Origin of the sequence: Marmoricola sp. URHB0036 (assembly GCF_000426045.1) — a bacterium.
GTDB lineage: Bacteria > Actinomycetota > Actinomycetes > Propionibacteriales > Nocardioidaceae > Marmoricola.
In genome coordinates this window covers 166,665-183,267 of the sequence record NZ_AUEP01000006.1, presented here as the reverse complement: position 1 = coordinate 183,267, position 16,603 = coordinate 166,665, and the positions used below count along the sequence as shown (strand labels likewise).

At 71.6% G+C, this 16,603-nt stretch carries 15 protein-coding genes; 9 read left to right on the top strand and 6 right to left on the bottom strand.

Going from position 1 to position 16,603, the window contains the following annotated elements; genetic code table 11:
* The first annotated feature begins 3 nt into the window (after nt 1-3).
* The gene (locus H976_RS25140; protein WP_051276422.1) at nt 4-927 is read left to right on the top strand and encodes an alpha/beta hydrolase fold domain-containing protein; all 924 of its coding nucleotides are present in this window, start codon (nt 4-6) and stop codon (nt 925-927) included.
* 108 nt (nt 928-1,035) lie between these two features.
* Nucleotides 1,036-2,295, top strand: coding sequence for an NAD(P)/FAD-dependent oxidoreductase (locus tag H976_RS0107720; RefSeq protein ID WP_027861075.1), 1,260 nt, complete (start codon nt 1,036-1,038; stop codon nt 2,293-2,295).
* Here the strand turns inward: H976_RS0107720 and H976_RS0107715 are convergent.
* Together H976_RS0107715 and H976_RS0107710 are read right to left on the bottom strand one after the other, a co-directional pair.
* Entirely contained in the window at nt 2,292-3,806 is a 1,515-nt protein-coding gene (locus tag H976_RS0107715; RefSeq protein ID WP_027861074.1) for a glycerol-3-phosphate dehydrogenase/oxidase, read from the bottom strand. The two genes, H976_RS0107720 and H976_RS0107715, sit on opposite strands and share 4 nt — an antisense overlap.
* Entirely contained in the window at nt 3,803-4,408 is a 606-nt protein-coding gene (locus H976_RS0107710; protein WP_027861073.1) for a TetR/AcrR family transcriptional regulator, read from the bottom strand. The genes H976_RS0107715 and H976_RS0107710 overlap by 4 nt, the downstream gene beginning before the upstream one ends.
* Before the next feature lie 17 nt (nt 4,409-4,425).
* Between H976_RS0107710 and H976_RS0107705 the strand changes: the two genes are divergently transcribed.
* A complete protein-coding gene (locus H976_RS0107705; RefSeq protein ID WP_036225216.1) occupies nt 4,426-6,000 on the top strand; it encodes an FAD-binding oxidoreductase in 1,575 nt (524 codons plus the stop codon).
* A 3-nt stretch (nt 6,001-6,003) separates the two neighbouring features.
* On the opposite strand, the gene H976_RS0107700 is transcribed toward H976_RS0107705, so the two are convergent.
* A complete protein-coding gene (locus H976_RS0107700; RefSeq protein ID WP_027861071.1) occupies nt 6,004-6,675 on the bottom strand; it encodes a pirin family protein in 672 nt (223 codons plus the stop codon).
* 114 nt (nt 6,676-6,789) lie between these two features.
* Here H976_RS0107700 and H976_RS0107695 point away from each other — a divergent pair, with 114 nt between their 5' ends.
* Both H976_RS0107695 and H976_RS0107690 read left to right on the top strand, forming a co-directional pair.
* The gene (locus tag H976_RS0107695) at nt 6,790-8,118 is read left to right on the top strand and encodes a GH1 family beta-glucosidase (RefSeq protein ID WP_027861070.1); all 1,329 of its coding nucleotides are present in this window, start codon (nt 6,790-6,792) and stop codon (nt 8,116-8,118) included.
* The gene (locus tag H976_RS0107690) at nt 8,115-9,362 is read left to right on the top strand and encodes an MFS transporter (RefSeq protein ID WP_027861069.1); all 1,248 of its coding nucleotides are present in this window, start codon (nt 8,115-8,117) and stop codon (nt 9,360-9,362) included. The genes H976_RS0107695 and H976_RS0107690 overlap by 4 nt, the downstream gene beginning before the upstream one ends.
* Before the next feature lie 28 nt (nt 9,363-9,390).
* On the opposite strand, the gene H976_RS28615 is transcribed toward H976_RS0107690, so the two are convergent.
* Complete coding sequence (locus H976_RS28615) at nt 9,391-9,846, bottom strand: 2'-5' RNA ligase family protein (RefSeq protein WP_196803998.1); 456 nt, start codon at nt 9,844-9,846, stop codon at nt 9,391-9,393.
* A gap of 35 nt (nt 9,847-9,881) precedes the next feature.
* Here H976_RS28615 and H976_RS0107680 point away from each other — a divergent pair, with 35 nt between their 5' ends.
* Complete coding sequence (locus tag H976_RS0107680; RefSeq protein WP_027861067.1) at nt 9,882-10,802, top strand: cation diffusion facilitator family transporter; 921 nt, start codon at nt 9,882-9,884, stop codon at nt 10,800-10,802.
* Between the two features lie 48 nt (nt 10,803-10,850).
* Complete coding sequence (locus H976_RS0107675; protein ID WP_155918060.1) at nt 10,851-11,858, top strand: hypothetical protein; 1,008 nt, start codon at nt 10,851-10,853, stop codon at nt 11,856-11,858.
* A 345-nt stretch (nt 11,859-12,203) separates the two neighbouring features.
* Here the strand turns inward: H976_RS0107675 and H976_RS0107670 are convergent, their stop codons facing one another.
* Nucleotides 12,204-14,222, bottom strand: a complete 2,019-nt coding sequence (locus H976_RS0107670; protein ID WP_027861065.1) for an NADPH-dependent 2,4-dienoyl-CoA reductase — start codon at nt 14,220-14,222, stop codon at nt 12,204-12,206.
* Nucleotides 14,219-14,755, bottom strand: coding sequence for a PadR family transcriptional regulator (locus H976_RS0107665; RefSeq protein ID WP_027861064.1), 537 nt, complete (start codon nt 14,753-14,755; stop codon nt 14,219-14,221). Before H976_RS0107665 ends, H976_RS0107670 begins: the two co-directional genes overlap by 4 nt.
* A gap of 98 nt (nt 14,756-14,853) precedes the next feature.
* On the opposite strand from H976_RS0107665, the gene H976_RS0107660 reads away from it, so the two are divergent.
* Together H976_RS0107660 and H976_RS0107655 are read left to right on the top strand one after the other, a co-directional pair.
* Nucleotides 14,854-15,297, top strand: coding sequence for a DUF4396 domain-containing protein (locus H976_RS0107660; RefSeq protein ID WP_027861063.1), 444 nt, complete (start codon nt 14,854-14,856; stop codon nt 15,295-15,297).
* Between the two features lie 150 nt (nt 15,298-15,447).
* Nucleotides 15,448-16,602, top strand: coding sequence for a CaiB/BaiF CoA-transferase family protein (locus H976_RS0107655; protein WP_027861062.1), 1,155 nt, complete (start codon nt 15,448-15,450; stop codon nt 16,600-16,602).
* The last annotated feature ends 1 nt before the right edge of the window (nt 16,603 follow it).

Here is a 16,603-nt window from a genome sequence, read left to right as displayed (position 1 = left end):
CAGATGCCGAGCCTGCAGCACGCGATCGCCACCAGGATCGTTCCCTGGCTGCGGCGCAACCCTCCTGTCGACGACCTGGCGGCGCTGCGCGAGGCACTCATCACGCGCAACCGGACGGCCCAGGAGGGACCACCCTCCTCGGTGGGCCACGGCCACGAGGTGCAGATCAACAACGGGCACGGCTTCCCGGTCTTCACCCTCTGGAAGCCGGGAGGACCCAGCGGGATCCTGGACTCGCCCCGACGCAGCGTGGTCTACCTCCACGGTGGTGCCTACGTGCGCGGCATGTCGGCCTGGCACTGGAAGTTCACCACCCGCCTGGCCGACGCTCTCGGCGCGCAGGCGGTGCTCCCGGCGTACCCGGTGGCACCCGAGTTCACCGTCGAGGACTCCTTCGCCCAGATGCTGGCGCTCGTCGAGGAGGTGCTGGCAGCGTCCCCCGACGGCGTCGTGCTCGCCGGTGACTCGGCCGGGGGCGGCTACGCACTGGCGGTCGCCGAGGCCCTGCGCGACCGGGGTGGGCCACAACCCGAGCACCTCGTGCTCATCGCGCCCTGGGTCGACCTGACCGGTGCGGCGCCCGGCACCCGCGAGGCGGCAGCGCGTGACCCGTGGCTGTCCTTCGAGCACCTGTCGGTCTACGCCTCGTTCTGGGCCGGGTCGGAGGATCCGGAGGCGATCGCGGACCCGCGGGTGAGCCCGGGGCTGGGCGACCTGCAGGGGCTGCCGTCGGCCCTGATGTTCTGCGGCACCCGTGACCTGCTGCAGCCCGGGTGCGACGCGTTGTTCGAGCGGGCCGAGGCGGCCGACTGGCCGTTGGAGTACGTCCTCACGCCGGGACTGATGCACGTCTACCCGCTGTTGCCCATCCCGGAGGCCCGCGCGGCATTCGAGCACATCGTGGAGTTCTGTACGCGCGAAACGTGACCTTTTTGGGGCATTCGCGCCGCGGAGGTCGGGCGTGGTCCATACCAAGCGGGGCCGCAGGTGACGCGCGTGTGTGCCGGCCTCCCCACTGGGCGATACTCACCCTCCATGGACGCCACGGACGTGGCCGTGATCGGCGCGGGAGTCGCCGGACTCGCTTGCGCACGGGCGTTGGAGCAGTCCGGTCTACACGTGCGCGTCCTGGAGCGGTCCGCGCGCGTCGGCGGCCGGGTCGGCACCGACCTGATCGACGGCTTCCGATGTGACCGGGGCTTCCAGTGGATCAACGCCGGCCACCCCGACGTACGCGCCGCCGTGGACGTCGCCGCCCTCAACCCGAGGCCGGTCGAACCCGGCATGGTGCTGGCCCACCCGGACGGCTACCGGATCCTCCACGGGTCGCAGGCCGCCCTGATCGCGACCATCCGCTCCGGGCTGGGCCAACCCCAGGACATCGCGCGCCTGCTGCGGTGGACCGAGCCGCTGCGCAAGCCTCCGGCGCGGATGCTGGCCGGCGCCGACATGACCCTGGCGGAGTCCCTCGACCGGCACGGCATCTCGGGACGGATCCGCGAGGAGGTGCTGCGTCCGTTCTTCCGGCTGGTGTTCGCCGACGAGGACCTGCGCACCTCCTACCAGTTCGCCATGCTCGGGATGCAGGCACTGCGGATGGGCATGCCCGCCCTGCCGGCGCTGGGCATGCAGGCGGTGCCCAACCAGCTGGCCCTGGGCCTCGACCATCCCGTCGAGCACGGCATCGACGTGCTCGGGGTGACCCGCAGCACCGGCGAGGGGGTCCGGATCCTCACCGACGGCGGGAAGATCTCCGCCCGCGCGGCTGTCGTCGCAACCGATCCGACCACCGCCTCGAGCCTGCTCGGCCTGGGCATCCCGACGATGCGCGGGCTCTCGACGTGGTGGTTCGCCACCGAGGTGCCGCCGACCACGATGAAGATGCCGTTCGTGAACCCGATGGGCCCTGCCACCGGCCCGATCTCGCACGCGCTCGTCGTCTCCAACATCGCGCCGCGCTATGCGCCGACCGGCCAGCACCTGGTGTCGGCCTGCTCGGTGCCCACCCCGGGCAAGGACGTCGGCACCGAGACCGAGGCCGAGGTGCGCGCCCAGCTGGCACAGATCTTCCGCACCGACACCAGCCGCTGGGGCCTGGTCAACCGCAACGCCCACTCGGCGGCCTGGCCGACTGCCCGCCCGCCCCTGATCCTCGGCCGCGAGGTCGACCTCGGCGACGGGCTGTTCGTCGCCGGCGACCACCGCGAGACGCCGAGCATCCCCGGCGCGATGCGTTCGGGCCAACGGGCCGCCGCTGCCGTGCTCGAGGAGCTGGGCGAGCCGGCCAAGCCCTAGCCCCCCACCAGCCCGAGCACCTTCTCGGCCGCGGGTACGGCGAGCTCGCGGTCGGCCGGCACCAGCCCGATGCGGGTGCGTCGGTCGAGCAGGTCCTCCACGGTGGCTGCGCCCTCGTGGGTCACCCCGAAGACCAGCTCGGCCAGGGTGGCATGCAGCCCCGGTGCGATCGGCGCCAGCAGCTCGGCCTCCGGCAGGCCGGTGACCTCGACGGCGTTCGCCAGCACGGCGGGCGCCTCGGTGCCGAAGCGGCGCACCAGTCGCGCCGGTGCGTCGAGCGCCGCGAGCTCGGTGGGCGAGCCGGCGCCGAGGAGCGGCAACGACGCCGTGCGGCACGAGCCTGCTGTGAGCCCGGCCTCCGTGACCGCCCGGTCGACCGCGTCCTGGGCCATCCGCCGGTAGGCGGTCAGCTTGCCCCCGACCACCGTGACGACTCCGGTGCGCGAGACCAGCACGGCGTGCTTGCGCGAGATGTCGGCCGTGGTGCTCCCGGAGTCGAGTAGGGGGCGCAGCCCGGCGTAGGCGCCGATCACCTGGTCGCGGCGTACGTCCTGCCTCAGGGTGGTGTTGAGCACGCGCAGCAGGAACTCGATGTCCTCCTCCGGCGGCTCGGGCACGTCGGGGATCTCGTCGACCTCCTCGTCGGTGAGGCCGACGTAGAAGGTCTCGTCGGGCTGCGGCAGGGCGAACACGAAGCGGTTGCTCGCGCCCGGCACCGGCGCCATGATCGCGCACCGGACTCCGGGCAGGGTGTCCTTGCGCAGCACCAGGTGGGTGCCGCGGCTCGGTCGCAGGCGGATCTCCTCGACGAGGTCACCGGCCCACACGCCGGCGGCGTTGATGACGGTCCTGGCGCGCACGGTGCGGCTCTCACCGGTGCGGGTGTCGGTCAGCACGGCACCGGTGCCGGTCGGCTCGCTGACCCGGACGCGGGTGTGCACGTGGGCGCCGTGGGCGACGGCGGTGCGGGCGACGGCGAGCACGAGTCGGGCGTCGTCCTCGAGCTGGCCGTCCCAGGAGAGCAGTCCGCCCCGCAGCCCGTCCGGACGTACGACGGAGGCGAGCGTGAGCGTCTCGGTGACCCCGATCCTCCGCGGACGCGGCAGCGTCTCGCGGCCGGTGCGGGCGCCCAGTCGCAGCAGGTCGCCCAACCGCAGGCCGACCCGGGCCAGCCCGCCCTGCACCCGGGTGACCTCCGGGGTGAGGGGCATCAGCATCGGCAGGGCGCGGATCAGGTGCGGCGCAGTCGTCTGCATCAGGATGCCGCGCTCGACGGCGCTCTCGTGGGCGACGTCGACCTGCCCGCGCGCGAGGTAGCGCAGCCCGCCGTGCACCAGCTTGGAGCTCCAGCGGCTGGTGCCGAAGGCGACGTCGTGTGCGTCGACTGCCACCACCGACAGCCCCCTGCTGGCGGCGTCGAGGGCGACGCCGGCTCCGGTGATGCCCAGGCCGATGACGAGGACGTCGGCGGACTCCGGGAGGTCGGCCAGGCCGACGTTGATGGTGGTCATCGGGCGAGGTACCTCCGGACGAGCGTGTCCAGCTCGCTGTCGAGATGGGAGACGTCGGCGTCACGCGAGCTGTCGTCGGACATGGTGTGCGCCGACAGGGTGAACCCGTGGCACGCCAGCACCAGGCTGCGCGCCAGCACGACGGGGTCGCCGTTCCGGATCGTCTTGTCCCGTTGACCCTGGGCGATCAGTCCGGCGAGGGCGTCGGCGACCATCTCCTGGCTGCGGCCGCGGCGGTCGAGCAGGTAGGGGAGCAGCACCTCGGGGTCGACGTCGACGATGCGGCGCAGCAGGGCGTTGGCCCGCAGCGCCTGGACGGTCGCGACGATCCCTCGGGCGATCCGGTCGAGGGAGTCGCCGTCGCTGTTGTCGCCCGCTGCAGCGACGACGTGTCCCCACTCGCGGGTCATCAGGTCGGCGAGCAGGGTCTGGGTGTCGGGCCATCGGCGGTAGAGGGTCATCCGACTGACACCCGCCCGGCGAGCGATGTCGGTCAGCGTCGTACGGCTCCAGCCGACGGCGAGGATCGCGTCGCGCGCGGCGTCGAGGTAGGTGTCGTCCGGGGAGGTGGACCTCTCGGGGTTGTGACGAATGGACGTCATGTGTCACACTGTAACACATGAGCACACCACCGCCTGAGATGCACTGGTCCCGCTGGGGCGACCCGGCCGAGGCCGGCCCCCTGTCCGAGAGCGCGTTCGCACTGGTCGACGCCTTCATCGGTACGGCGGACACCCCTGCGGTCGACCCAGCCAGCGTCCGGCTCTCGGCGGTGCTGGGACAGGAGCTGCTCGACGAGCTCGCCGGGATCGTCGGCGTCGAGCACGTGCTCACCGACCACGACAGCCGGTTGCACCGCACCCGCGGCAAGTCCACCCCCGACATGCTCAAGCTGCGGGCCGGCGACGGGTCGGACTCACCGGACGCCGTCGTACGACCCGGCACCCACGACGAGGTCGCGGCCCTCATCGCCTGGGCGGTGGAGCGGCACGTGGCCGTGGTCCCGTTCGGGGGCGGCACGTCGGTTGTCGGCGGGCTGGTGGCGCGTCGTGAGGGGTACGCCGGTGTCGTCTCGCTCGACCTGGTCCGGTTCGACAAGCTGCTCGCGGTGGACACCGACTCGATGACGGCCACCCTGGAGCCGGGGCTGCGCGGTCCGGCGGCCGAGGCGCTGCTGGCCGAGCACGGCCTCACTCTCGGTCACTTCCCGCAGTCCTTCGAGTACGCCTCCATCGGCGGGTTCGCGGTCACCCGCTCCTCGGGCCAGTCCTCGGCCGGCTACGGCCGCTTCGACTCGCTCGTCGTCGGCCTGCGGGTCGCGACGCCGCAGGGCGGGCTGGTGCTCGGCAACTCGCCGGCCAACGCCGCCGGTCCCGACCTGCGCGAGGTGGTGATGGGCTCGGAGGGCGCCTTCGGCGTGGTCACCGCCGTCACCGTGCGCGTGCGGCGCCTGCCGGCCGTGAAGGTCTACGAGAGCTGGCGCTGGGACTCCTTCGCCGGCGGCGCCACGGCGATGCGCACCCTCGCCCAGGCCGGCGTGCTGCCGACCGTGCTGCGCCTCTCCGACGAGAACGAGACCCAGATCAACCTCGCCAAGCCGGCCGAGGTCGGCGGCGACTCCGGCGGTGGCTGCCTGATGATCACCGGCTTCGAGGGCACCCAGGAGGCGGTCGACGCCAAGCGGGCTGCGGTCACCGCGCTGCTCACCGGTCTCGGTGGCGCCGGTCTCGGTGAGGACGAGGGGTGGTCGTCGGGTCGCTTCCACGGGCCCTACCTGCGCGACTCGCTGCTCGACGTCGGCGTCCTCGTGGAGACGCTGGAGACGGTGACCTTCTGGTCCAACCTGCACCGGGTGTACGACGCCGTGAAGTCCGCGCTCACCTCCGCCCTCGGCGAGGGCACGCTCGTGCTGTGCCACATCTCGCACGTCTACGAGACCGGTGCCTCGCTCTACTTCACGGTCGCCGCGAAGCAGGCCGACGACCCGATCGCCCAGTGGATGGGCGCCAAGGCGGCAGCCTCCGACGCGATCATCGACAACGGCGCCTCGATCACCCACCACCACGCCGTCGGCCAGGACCACAAGCCGTGGCTGGCCCGCGAGATCGGGCCGGTCGGGGTGCAGATGCTGCGTGCGCTCAAGCAGGAGCTCGACCCCAGCGGGGTGCTGAACCCCGGCGTGCTCATTCCTTGATCGCTAGACGCTGAACGACCAGACGACCAGCTGGCTGTCGGTCTCAGCGGTCACCGGCCGTCCGGGTTCGTCCCGCAGCAGGGCCGCGTCGTCCTCCTCGAGCAGTCGCTCGCCGAGCATGACGTCGCCTCCCGCGACGAACACGTGCAGCAGTGGCGCCTCCGGCAGGGCGAGGCGGCGTCCGGCCGGCAGGTCGGCGACGTGCAGCGTCGTACCCGACGAGGCGAGGGGTACGCCGTCGCCACCCGCGACCGTCGTCCAGCTGTCCCCGATGGCCACGTCGCTGCTCAGGTACGACGGCTCCAGTCCCGCCTCGTCGGGTCGCACCCACGCCTGGAGGAAGCGGGTCCCCTCGGAGGCGTCGGCCACCTCCGAGTGCACCACCCCGCTGCCCGCCGAGAGCCGCTGCACCTGACCGGGTCCGATCACTCCCGACCCGACCGTCGAGGTGTGCCGCAGCGAGCCGGTGAGGACCCAGGTGACGATCTCGAGGTCGGCGTGCGGGTGGTCGGCGTACCCCGTCCCCGGCGGGAGCCGCTCGTCGTTGTGCGCGACCAGCCGGGCGAACCCGACGTTGCCCGGCTCGTAGTGCGCTCCGAACGAGAACGAGTGCCACGTCGTACGCCCCTCGGCGCGGGTGAGGAACCTGTCCGCGCCCGGCCGGTACTCGATCACCTGCTGATCGTGACAGACGGATAGTCCCGAGTGCTGCGACCCTTCCTCCTCGCGAATGAGGGTCCACTCGCTCGGGACTATCCGGGTGGTGGCCTGACCCGGTTTACTGCGGGGATGGGAGAGAGCTATCCGCAACTGCCGGCCGGGTTCGTGTTCGGGGCGAGTACGGCGTCCTACCAGATCGAGGGCGCCTGGGACGAGGACGGGAAGGGCCCGAGCATCTGGGACACCTTCACCGCCGAGCCCGGGCGGATCATCGACGGGAGTGACGGCAAGGTCGCCTGCGACCACTACCACCGCTACGTCGACGACGTCGCCCTGATGAAGCGGCTGGGCATCGGCGCCTACCGCTTCTCCATCGGGTGGCCACGCATCCAGCCCGACGGCACCGGCCCGGCCAACAGCCCGGGTCTCGACTTCTACGATCGGCTGGTCGACGAGCTGGTCGGCGCCGGCATCGAGCCGATGGCGACGCTCTACCACTGGGACCTGCCACAGGCTCTCCAGGACAAGGGTGGCTGGGAGAACCGCGCCACCGCCGAGGCGTTCGGGGAGTACGCCGCCCTCTGCGCCGAGCGACTCGGCGACCGGGTCGGCAAGTGGGCGCCGGTCAACGAGCCCAACGTGGTGATGCTGCTCGGGCACGGCATCGGTGACCACGCCCCCGGCAAGAAGCTCGGCTTCGACGCCGTACCCGTCGCCCACCACCTCAACCTCGGGCACGGTCTCGCCGTCCAGGCGCTGCGTGCCAACGGCGCCAAGGAGGTCGGCTCCGCCACCAACCACCTGCCGGTCTGGGAGGCCTCGGACGCCGCGCAGGACGTGGCCGCTCGCGACCTCTTCGACGCGCTGTGGAACCGGATCTTCGCCGACCCGATGCTGCTGGGCGAGTACCCCGAAGGCTTCGCCGAGGTGATGCCCATCGAGGAGGGCGACCTCGCCACGATCCGGCAGCCGCTCGACTTCTACGGGTTCAACTACTACAACCCGATGCGCATCTCGGCCGCCGAGGAGGGCGCCGAGGTGCCGTTCGTGATGGAGGACATCCCCGGCTACCCCAAGACCGGGTTCGGCTGGCCGATCGTGCCCGAGGGCATGCGTCAGGTGATCGGGCAGCTCGTCGAGCGCTACCCCGACATCCCGCCGATCTACATCACCGAGAACGGCTGCGCCTACCCGACCGGTCCCGACGAGAACGGCGTCGTCGACGACCACGAGCGCATCGACTACCTCGACGCCCACCTGCGCGCCGTCGCGCACGCCATCGACGACGGCGCCGACGTACGCGGCTACTACTCGTGGTCGCTGATGGACAACTTCGAGTGGGCACACGGCTACACCCAGCGGTTCGGCCTGGTGCACATCGACTACGACACCCTGGTGCGTACGCCGAAGCGCTCCTTCGACTGGTACTCCGAGGTCATCGCGGCCAACCGCGGATGAGCCACCAGCTCGACCGCGCCCTCGCGGAGCCGACGGGCGCGGTCAGCAGGGTGTGGGTGCTCTGGCTGGCGCTGATCAGCATCGGGGTCTGGTCGGGCTTCTTCGGCCCCATCCAGGTGCTGCTGGCGCAGCAGGCCGAGGCGATCGACCCGGCGCACAAGGAGACCTCGCTCGCGCTGGTGCTCTTCGGCGGGGCCCTGGTCTCGACGGTGCTCAACCCGGTCTGGGGCGCCTTCTCCGACCGGACCGTGCTCCGCATCGGGCGCCGGCTGCCGTGGGTGCTGGGCGGACTGGCCGGCGGGGTCGTCGCGATGCTGGTGCTCTCGCAGGCGCAGTCGATCCTGGTGATGGCACTCGGCTGGGCCCTCGCCCAGGGCGCCCTGAACGCCATGCTGGCCGCGATCACCGCGACCGTGCCCGACCAGGTGCCGAGCCGACAGCGGGGTGCGGTCGGCGGATGGCTGGCCATCGCGCAGACGGTGGGCGTGGTGGCCGGGTCGGGGATCGCGGACGCGACCGGCAGCATCGCGGCCGGTTACCTCGCCACCGCGGCCGTCCTGGTCGTGCTGTCGCTGCCGTACTGCTTCGACAGCCGGGACATCCCGCTCTCCCCCGAGGATCGCGAGCCGTTCGACCTCGGCCGGTTCGTCCGCTCGTTCTGGGTCTCCCCGCGCCAGCACCCCGACTTCGCCTGGGCATGGATCACCCGTTTCCTGATGAACCTCGGCAACGCGCTGGTGATCCTCTACCTCCTCTACTACCTGCAGGAGCGCATCGACCTCACCGACGACGAGGCCGAGCACGGCGTACTCCTGCTCACCGCGGCCTACGGCCTGTGCACCGTGCTGACCGCCGTGGTCGGTGGCATCTGGTCCGACCGCCTCGGCCGGCGCAAGGTGTTCGTGATCGCCTCCGGTCTCGTCGCCGCTGCCGCGCTGCTGCTGCTCGCCTTCGTCACCACCTGGGTCGGCGCCTTCGCCGGCGCGGTCGTCCTCGGCATCGGCTTCGGCATCTACACCGCCGTCGACTTCGCGATGATCACCCAGGTGCTCCCCTCGGCCGGCGACCGCGCCAAGGACCTCGGCGTCATCAACATCGCCAACGCCCTGCCGCAGGTGCTCGCGCCCGGCATCGCGGCGATCGTGCTCGGCATCGGGTTCGGCTACTCGACCCTCTACGTGCTCGCGGCCGGCGTCAGCGTGCTCGGCTCCGTGCTGGTCGTGAACATCAAGTCCCTGGCCTGACGAGTCGGGTCTTGGCCCCGGCGTACCGTCACGCCGCCGACGTCCCGAACCGAAAGCTCGCCAGCACGGTCTCGTTCTCGCCCCGGCCGACGAGCAGCACGGCCTCGCGGGCGTGCACCTCCAGCGGGGTCGGTACGTCGCACGCCTCCGGCACCGAGAGGTGGGGAACCACGGTGTCGAGCGAGGTGGCGGGGCCGACCGACTCGGGGAAGGCCCGGCGGAGGCTGTGCGTGATCCGGCGGAAGACGGTGACCGGCTGCGGCGGGAGGTACCGCTCCCCGTCGGGGAACCGCGCCGGCTCCCCCAGGACGTAGGCGAACGGCACCAGCTCGGAGAACAGCTCGCGCAGCTCCGCGACCACCCCGTCGTCCACGTCGTCGACCGGCAGGAACGGGTCGAGCAGCGCGATGTGTGCCCCGGACACCCGGGCGACGATCTCGTCGACCGGGACCACCAGCCGGGTCCACGCTGTGCCCTGACTCACGGCGGACACGCTAGTGCCTTCTCTACGCTGGCGGCATGGGTGCGGGCCACGATCACGGACACGCAGCCGGCAGAGCGCACGACCGCTCCCGGCTGCGACTCGTGCTGGTCGTCACGGCCGGCGTCGCCGTCCTCGAGCTGGTCGGAGCAGTCCTCTCCGGATCGCTGGCCCTGTTCGCGGATGCCGGGCACATGTTCACCGACACCGCGGCGATCGTGCTGGCCCTGTCGGCGTCGTACGTCGCCACCCTGCCCGCCACGTCGCGCAGGACCTTCGGCTACCACCGGGCCGAGATCCTCGCCGCCCTGATCAACGCCGTCGTGCTGCTGGGCGTCTGCGGCTACCTCGCCTATGCCGGAGTACGTCGACTGCTGGACCCCGTCGGTGTCGACGCCGGCCAGATGCTGGCCTTCGCGGTGGTCGGGCTGGTGGCCAACCTGGTCTCGATCTCCCTGCTCGCGGCGAGGCGCGACCAGTCGCTGAACATGCGCGGGGCGTTCCTCGAGGTGCTGGGTGACGCCTTCGGGTCGGCGGCCGCGATCGTCGCCGCGCTGGTGGTGCTGGCGACCGGCTTCGACCGCGCCGACTCCATCGCCTCCCTGCTGATCGCGGTGCTGATCCTGCCGCGGGCGTGGTCCCTGCTGCGCGACTGCCTGCACGTGCTGCTCGAGTCGGCACCGCCCGGCGTCGACATGGAGGTCGTCCGCCAGCACCTCGTCGGTGCCGAGGGCGTGACCGACGTGCACGACCTGCACGCCTGGTCGATCACGAGCGGCATGCCCGCCCTGTCCGCACACGTGACGGTGACCGACGAGGCGCTGCGGAGCCGAGGCGTCGGCCGCATCCTCGACGAGCTGGGCGAGTGCGTGGCCACCCACTTCGGCATCGACCACGCCACCTTCCAGGTCGAGCCGGAGAGCCACCAGGAACATGAGCCCGGCGACGTGCACCGCTGAGTAGCCATGCTCACGCCGGAGAGCCTTCCGATCCGGCACGATCACCGCATGACCACTGCCCCCGCCGAACGCGTCGTCGACGCGCTCATCGGCGCTCACCTCGTCGACCCGTCCACCCGGGCGGAGTCGTTGTCCGTCGTGCTCGATGCCCTCGACGGCCGTGCCCGGCCGACGGGGACGGGACGGAGGGCACTGCCCCAGCTGGTCGAGGTCGTCGCCTACCTCGGCGGAGCGCTGGTGCTCGCGGCCGGCGCGCTGTTCCTGTTCGAGCAGTGGGGGGAGCTCGGCTTCGGGGCTCGCGTCGCCTGGCTCGCGGTGTCGACGGTCGTCCTGCTGGTGGCGGGATTCGTCGCTGCCCAGGTCCCGGGTGACGGTCCGGGTCTCCGCGAGCCGGCCAACGACGTACGCCGCAGGCTGGCCGGCTCTTTGCTCACCTTCGGCGGTCTCGGCGCGGCCATCCTGGTCGGACACCTCGTCGACCATGCGACGACCGACGACCTGTCCGCGGTCTACTGGCCGGGAGTGATCGGTGCGCTCGTCGGGGTGCTGGTGGGAGCGATCGGCTACCGAGTCGCCCCGACCGCAGTCGGGCTGGTCGGGACCATCACCGGTGCCATCACGGCGACGATGACCCTCGTCGATGGTGTCGACCGGTTCGAGGGCGATGCTGCCGGTGTCGCCCTGTTCCTGCTCGGCGTGCTGGGGCTCGCCCTCACCGAGCTGCACTGGTTCCGAGAGTCGACGGTGGCCCGCTCGCTGGGCGTCACCGTGGCCCTGGTGGGCGCGCAGGTGCCGGTGATGGACGGCACCCACTCCTGGCTCGGCTACCTGCTGACGCTGGTCGTCGTGGTGGCCGGGATCGCGCTGTACCTGAGCCGGCTCGCCTGGCCCTACCTGGCGGTGGCCGTGATCGGGGTGACGCTCCTCGTCCCGGAGGTCGTGGCCGACTGGACGGGCGGCTCCCTGGGTGCGGTGGGCGGCGTACTCGTCGCGGGCATCACCTTGCTGGCGGCGTCGTTCGCCGGCTACCGCCTGCGGGCCGAGGCGACCGACTGACGAACCGCGCGGGGCCGGCCAGGGCTCCCGGGAGCACCTGGTGCTCCCGCTGGCCGGCGCCGCGGCGTCTGGGCACGGGATGGGTGGGCGAGGTTCCTGCCGGGCATCCGGACCCAGGATCGCGGTCCGGACACCCGGTCTTCCCGTCGTCACCGTGGGCGAGGACCGCTCCGGTCGCGACTTGTCCCAGCTCTGTCGCGACCCCCCCTGCCAGGAAGCCTGTCACTCGCCGAGCCATCGATCTTTCCCCCCGTGCTAGCTCGTTCGGAGCCTATGCACCCGGCGTGTCGCGGCGCTCCGGCCCGGACGGGGCATTGACAGACCACCCGGACGGGCTAGGCCGACCTAGGCGCCGGCCGCCACGCGCATGCCCTGCTCGATGGCCCGCTTGGCGTCCAGCTCGGCGGCGACATCGGCGCCACCGATCAGGTGCACCTTCCGGTGCGGGTCGCGGGCGACGAGCTCGTCGTAGAGGTTGCGCACCGACTCCTGTCCGGCGCAGATCACGACGTCGTCGACCTCGAGGAGCCGACGCTCGCCGTCGACCGTCAGGTGCAGGCCGGACTCGTCGATCAGGTCGTACGTCGCGCCGCTGACCTGCTCGACTCCGGACTGCTTGAGCACGGCCCGGTGGGCCCATCCCGAGGTCTTGCCCAGGTCCTTGCCGATCATCGAGGTCTTGCGCTGGACGAGGTACACCTCGCGCGCCGGTGTCCGCTGCTTGCGCTCGGTCAGCCCGCCGACGTGCAGACTCGGGTCGCCGACACCCCAGTGGGACAGCCACTCCTCGAGGGTCTCCTCGGTGTGGGTCAGCCAGACCGACACGTCGACGCCGATGCCGCCGGCGCCGATCACGGCGACGCGGCGACCCGGGACGGCGTTGCCACCGAGCACCTCGGCGTAGGACAGCGCGCGCTCGATGCCGGGGATCTCGGGGATGCGCGGCTCGACACCGGTCGCCACCACCACCTCGTCGAACCCGTCGAGACCGTCCACGGTCGCGGCCGTGCCCAGCCGGACCGTGGCGCCGAGGACCTCGAGCCGGCGGCGGTAGTAGCGCATCGTCTCGGCGAACTCCTCCTTGCCGGGGATCTGCTGGGCGAGTCGGAACTGCCCGCCGAGGTCGACGTCCTTCTCGAACAGCGTGACCGCGTAGCCGCGCTCGGTGTACGACGTCGCCGCGCTCAACCCCGCCGGTCCGGCACCCACCACGGCCACCGTCGGTCGCGGCCCGGCCGGCACCGTGCTCGGGAGCGGCAGCAGCACCAGCTCGGTCTCGCGGCAGGCGCGTGGGTTGACCAGGCAGCTGGCCCGCTTGTTGGCGAACGCGTGGTCGAGGCAGGCCTGGTTGCAGGCGATGCAGGTGTTGATCTCGTCGGCGCGCCCGGCCGCTGCCTTGGCGACGAACTCGGGGTCGGCCAGCAACGGTCGGGCCAGGGAGACCAGGTCGGCGGTGCCGTCGGCGACCAGCTGGTCGGCGACCTCGGGGGTGTTGATCCGGTTGGAGGCGCACACCGGCACCGAGACCTCCTGGCGCAGCCGCTTCGTCGTCCACGTCCACGCACCCCGCGGGACCTGCGTGATGATCGTCGGCACCCTCGCCTCGTGCCAGCCGATGCCGGTGTTGATCACGGTCGCCCCGGCCTGCTCGACGAGCAGGGCCAGCTCGACGACCTCGTCCCAGGTCTGGCCGTCCTCGACCAGGTCGAGCAGCGACATGCGGTAGATGATCGGGAAGCCGTCGCCGACCACCTCACGGGTACGACGCACCACCTCGACCGAGAAGCGCATCCGGCGGGTCGGCGTACCACCCCACTCGTCGTCGCGGTCGTTGGTGCGGGCGGCGAGGAACTGGTTGATCAGGTAGCCCTCCGAGCCCATGATCTCGACCGCGTCGTACCCCGCCCGCTGCGCGAGGCCGGCGCTGTGTGCGAACGCCGTCGCGGTCCTGTCGACGGCCCTGGTGGACATCGCACTCGGTCGGAACGGGGTGATGGGCGACTTGGTGTCGCTGGCGCTCTGCGAGAACGGGGTGTACCCGTAACGTCCGGCGTGCAGCACCTGGAGCGCGATCGCGCCGCCCTCGTCGTGCACCGCGCCGGTGACCTGCCTGTGCCGCTCGGCCTGCAGCCGCGTGGTCAGCTCGCTGGCGAACGGCTTCAGCCAGCCGCGCTTGGTGGGCGCGTAGCCGCCGGTGACGATCAGCCCCACGCCGCCGCGGGCTCGTTCGGCGAAGTACGCCGCCAGCTTGGGCACGTCCCACGCGTAGTCCTCCAGTCCGGTGTGCATGGAGCCCATCACCACCCGGTTGCGCAGCGTGAGGTCGCCGATCGTGATCGGCGCGAGCAGGTGGGGGTAGTTCACGGGGTCGCCTTCCGGTGGGCTGCGGTGTACTCGGTGAGCCACTCGATCCAGAACTGCTCCTGCTTGATGCCACCGCGCAGGACCAGCCAGGTGTCGAGGTCGTGGCCGCTGAGGCCGTCGGTGTGGGGGAACTGCTCGTGCTCGAGCTGCTCGAAGTGCGCCAGCCGGGTGCGGTGCTCCGCGACCAGGTCGTCGAGGTGGCCGAGCAGCTTGCTCCGGTCGCCGTACGACGCCCCACGGAGCTTCACCGCGAGGTCGGAGCGCATCGTCGCGGCCGGGGTGGGGGAGCCGATCCAGTCCGCGAGCACGCGTTCGCCGGCCTTCGTGGCGGCGTACCTCCGCTCGGTGCTGCGCGCGTCGCCGGCGCTCGCCGTGACCCAGCCCTCGCTCTCCATCCGGCGGAGCACCTTGTAGATCTGCTGGTGGGTGGCTCGCCAGAAGAACCCGATCGAGCGGTCGAAGCGCCGGGTCAGCTCGATGCCGGTGGCGGGTCGCTCCCGCAGCGAGACGAGGAGTGCGTGTTCGAGGGCCACGCCAGCAGTCTGCGGGTCGTCGTACGCCTTGTGCAACTAGTTGCACAAGTGAGCCGCCTCACTTGCTGCATACCCCTAGGGGGTATATGGTCCGAGCCATGAACAGCTCCTGGTCCACTGCCGTCAGCGCCACCGTGCACTGCCTCACCGGGTGCGCCATCGGCGAGGTGCTCGGCATGGTGCTCTCGACCTGGTGGGGCTGGGGAAACACGGGCAGCATCCTGCTCTCGGTCGCGCTGGCCTTCTTCTTCGGCTACCTGCTGACCTTCTCCTCCGTACGCCGCCACGGCGCCTCGCCCCGCGAAGGAGTGCGGCTCGCCCTGGCCTCCGACACCGTCTCGATCACCACGATGGAGATCGTCGACAACCTCTTCATCCTGGTCGTCCCCGGAGCCATGGCCGCGGGTCTCGCGACCGGCCTGTTCTGGTGGAGCCTGGCCGTCTCCCTGGTGATCGCCTTCGTGCTCACCGTCCCGGTCAACCGCTGGCTCATCTCGCGCGGCAAGGGTCACGCCGTCGTGCACGAGCTGCACCACCGCTAGCGGCCGCGGTTTGGCCGGGCGCCCGGCCAAACCTCCACTGGAGGGGTGAAACATCCCCCCTCCAGTGACAGTTTGGCCGGTCGCCCGGCCAAACCGGCACGGACAGACGCCCCGCCCCACCGTGACAGCAGTGCTGTCACAATCACCGGCATGACGTATGCACTGGGACAGGGCACCGGCCCCCTCGCGGGGATCAAGGTGGTCGAGATCGCCGGCATCGGCCCGGGCCCGCACGCCTGCATGATCCTGGCCGACCTCGGTGCCGACGTGATCCGCGTCGAGCGGCCCGGGGGACAGGCGCTGACCGGTGGGCCGACCGACGTGCTCAACCGTGGTCGTCCGAGCGTCGCGCTCGACCTGAAGAACCCGGAGGCGATCGCCACCGTGCTCGACCTCGTCGCCGAGGCCGACGTGCTCGTCGAGGGGATGCGACCGGGCACCACCGAACGGCTCGGCCTCGGGCCTGACGTCTGCCTCGAGCGCAACCCACGGCTGGTCTACGGCCGGATGACCGGCTGGGGGCAGCGCGGACCACTCGCCCGGGTGGCCGGGCACGACATGAACTACATCGCGATCACCGGCGCGCTGTTCGGGATGGGCCAGGACAAGTCGCGACCGCACTTCCCGGCCAACCTGGTCGGCGACTTCGGCGGCGGCTCGACGTACCTCGTCATCGGCGTCCTCGCCGCTCTGCTCGAGGCACGCATCTCCGGCCGGGGCCAGGTCGTCGACGCGGCGATCGTGGACGGCACCGCCCACCTGAACGCGATGAGTGCCGGCTTCCTGGCCGCCGGCAACCTGCTGGAGGAGCGGGCCGCCAACATGCTCGATGGCGGCATGCCCTTCTACGCCATCTACGAGACCTCCGACGGTCGGCACATGTCGGTGGGTCCGCTGGAGCCGCAGTTCTACGAGGCGTTCGTGCAGCTGCTCGGCATCGAGGACGCCCCGGACCGCTACGACTTCGAGCAGAGCGAGGAGCTGCGCGGCATCATCGCCGAGCGCTTCGCGAGCCGCACGCAGGCCGAGTGGACGGAGGTGTTCGAGGGCACCGACGCCTGCGTGGCGCCGATCATCCCGCTCACCGAGGCGATGGGGCACCCGCACATGGCGGCCCGGGAGGTGTTCGTCGAGCACGAGGGCATCCGGCAACCTGCACCCGCACCTCGCTTCTCCCGTACGCCGGCCGCCCTCGGCCTGCCTCCGCGTCCGAAGGCGGGCGCCGACACCCGCGAGGCGCTCGCTGCTTGGGGGATCGAGGACGTGGACGCACTGATCGAGAAGGGTGTCGCCGTCCAGGCGTGAC

Excerpts from the sequence above, each read along its gene's own strand:
- H976_RS0107710 (WP_027861073.1), bottom strand. The coding sequence starts at position 4,408 with ATGACGTCCATTCGTCACAACCCCGAGAGGTCCACCTCCCCGGACGAC.
- H976_RS0107680 (WP_027861067.1), top strand. The coding sequence starts at position 9,882 with ATGGGTGCGGGCCACGATCACGGACACGCAGCCGGCAGAGCGCACGAC.
- H976_RS25140 (WP_051276422.1), top strand. The coding sequence starts at position 4 with ATGCCGAGCCTGCAGCACGCGATCGCCACCAGGATCGTTCCCTGGCTG.
- H976_RS0107655 (WP_027861062.1), top strand. The coding sequence starts at position 15,448 with ATGACGTATGCACTGGGACAGGGCACCGGCCCCCTCGCGGGGATCAAG.
- H976_RS0107695 (WP_027861070.1), top strand. The coding sequence starts at position 6,790 with ATGGGAGAGAGCTATCCGCAACTGCCGGCCGGGTTCGTGTTCGGGGCG.
- H976_RS0107690 (WP_027861069.1), top strand. The coding sequence starts at position 8,115 with ATGAGCCACCAGCTCGACCGCGCCCTCGCGGAGCCGACGGGCGCGGTC.
- H976_RS0107705 (WP_036225216.1), top strand. The coding sequence starts at position 4,426 with ATGAGCACACCACCGCCTGAGATGCACTGGTCCCGCTGGGGCGACCCG.
- H976_RS0107660 (WP_027861063.1), top strand. The coding sequence starts at position 14,854 with ATGAACAGCTCCTGGTCCACTGCCGTCAGCGCCACCGTGCACTGCCTC.
- H976_RS0107720 (WP_027861075.1), top strand. The coding sequence starts at position 1,036 with ATGGACGCCACGGACGTGGCCGTGATCGGCGCGGGAGTCGCCGGACTC.
- H976_RS0107675 (WP_155918060.1), top strand. The coding sequence starts at position 10,851 with ATGACCACTGCCCCCGCCGAACGCGTCGTCGACGCGCTCATCGGCGCT.
- H976_RS0107715 (WP_027861074.1), bottom strand. The coding sequence starts at position 3,806 with ATGACCACCATCAACGTCGGCCTGGCCGACCTCCCGGAGTCCGCCGAC.